This is a genomic window from Nocardia barduliensis (assembly GCF_013315795.1).
GTDB classification, from domain to species: domain Bacteria; phylum Actinomycetota; class Actinomycetes; order Mycobacteriales; family Mycobacteriaceae; genus Nocardia; species Nocardia barduliensis.
The window spans coordinates 1-1,870 of record NZ_JABLTE010000247.1 but is presented as its reverse complement, the minus strand read 5'-3'; the positions used below and the strand labels follow the sequence as shown (position 1 = coordinate 1,870).

Genomic DNA, 1,870 nt, shown 5'->3' with positions numbered 1-1,870 from the left:
GTTCGCGGCCCGGCTCGCGTTTGCGCGGCCGCCGCGCAAGCGACGAAGGAGCAAGCGGCGGCCGCGCAAACGCGAGCCAAAAAGGGGCCGCGAACACCCAGCGCCGCAGGCGCTGGAAACTAATACGACACCAGCACGACCGCGATGAGGAAGCCGACCAACCAGGATTCGAGGATCAACGGGATCGCGATGAGCGGAGTCCATGCGATCGGCCTGCCGTCACGCACTCTCTCCAGCACCGCGAACACCGCCGCGAGCACCGATGCCACGATGCCGGTCCAGGCGATGACCTGCGCCCACGGGAGGTAGCCGACGCCGCGCCCATCCCGGCCTTCGCGCGCGAGCACATCGTAGAGCGGCACGAAAGACGCCATCAGCCAGCCGAATCCGAGGACGATCACCGAACCGAGCGCCACGCGCAGCGCGTCGGTCGTTCGCCGCCGGAGATGCCACGCCATACCTTCAGCATGACGGGCGCACGGCCGCCCGGCATCTCGGCGGTTCAGCTCGCCGGGTGGACCTGGGCCGCCAGCGCGAGGCCGCCGCAGAACGAGGCGACGATCAGCACGATCGCCAGCACCGGCCAGTACCACATGTACCAGCGCTTGACCGCGGCCAGGATGAGCATCCCGGTCACGCCGACGATCGCGAACGCGGTTCCGCCCCAGGACACCACGAAGGCCCAGCCGAGGTAATCGGTGCGGCAGTTGTCCGGCCCGCACGGATCGGAGGCGAAGGCGAAGAAGACGGTGAAGTAGGCGGCGGCGAGCGCGAGCACCGCCGCAACGCAATACAGCACGACCGCGAGCACGACATCCCAGGTCCGCACCGGTTGCCGCAGGTCGGGGCGCACGGGCGGGCCGGGATGTGGTGGCCGTGGCGGTGGGCTGCCGGTCTGGAACATGCCTCGACGATCCCGCTCGGAGCGCTGCGACGACTCCGGGAAACTACTCGAGTCCGCGTGCGCAATCCCGCGATCGACCGCCGTGGCCGAATAAGCTGATCGCGATGAGCGACTCCACAGCGCAGCACGTCGTCTACGCCATTCCGATGCGCACCCGTTTCCGTGGCATCACGGTGCGTGAGGGAATGCTCATCCAGGGACCGCTCGGGTGGGGCGAGTTCTGCCCGTTCCCCGAATACGACGACCGGGAGGCCGCCGCCTGGCTGGCTACCGCCTTGGAGCAGGTGACGACGGGCTGGCCCGAACCGGTGCGGGAGCGTGTTCCGATCAATTGCACGGTGCCCGCCGTGGACCCGGAGCAGGCGCACGCGATAGTGGGCCGGTCCGGCTGCCGCACCGCCAAGGTGAAGGTCGCCGACCACCCCGAGTCGCTCGCGGAGGATCTGGCCAGGGTGGAGGCGGTACGCGACGCACTCGGCCCGAACGGGGCGATCCGGGTCGACGCGAACGCGGTGTGGGATGTCGATACCGCCGTGCGCCACATCCAGCGGATCGATAAGGCCGCCGGGGGTCTGGAATATGTCGAACAGCCCTGCCGGACCATCGAGGAACTCGCCGCGGTGCGCCGCCGCGTCGAGGTCCGCATCGCCGCCGACGAATCCATCCGCCGCGCCGAAGATCCGCTGCGCGTCGCTGTCGCAGGCGCCGCCGACATCGCCGTGCTCAAGTGCACGCCACTCGGCGGTGTCCGCCGTGCTCTCCAGGTGGCGGAGGCGTCGGGTCTGCCCTGCGTGGTCTCCTCCGCCTTGGAGACCAGCGTCGGCCTCGCCGCACAGCTGGCGCTGGCCGGCGCGCTACCGGAACTCGATTTCGCCTGCGGCCTCGGCACTTTGAGCCTGCTCACCGGTGATGTCACGCCGGGCTCGCTGCGTGCGTCGGACGGTTACCTCCCCGTTCTGCGCACCC

At 69.8% G+C, this 1,870-nt stretch carries 3 protein-coding genes; 1 reads left to right on the top strand and 2 read right to left on the bottom strand.

Annotated elements, in window-relative coordinates; genetic code table 11:
- Nucleotides 1-119: 119 nt before the first annotated feature.
- Nucleotides 120-458, bottom strand: a complete 339-nt coding sequence (locus tag HOV91_RS38980; RefSeq protein ID WP_174190171.1) for a hypothetical protein — start codon at nt 456-458, stop codon at nt 120-122.
- 44 nt (nt 459-502) lie between these two features.
- Nucleotides 503-904, bottom strand: a complete 402-nt coding sequence (locus HOV91_RS38975) for a hypothetical protein (protein WP_174190170.1) — start codon at nt 902-904, stop codon at nt 503-505.
- A gap of 104 nt (nt 905-1,008) precedes the next feature.
- Between HOV91_RS38975 and HOV91_RS38970 the strand changes: the two genes are divergently transcribed.
- On the top strand, nt 1,009-1,870 hold an 862-nt coding region (locus HOV91_RS38970), incomplete at its 3' end, for an o-succinylbenzoate synthase (protein ID WP_174190169.1).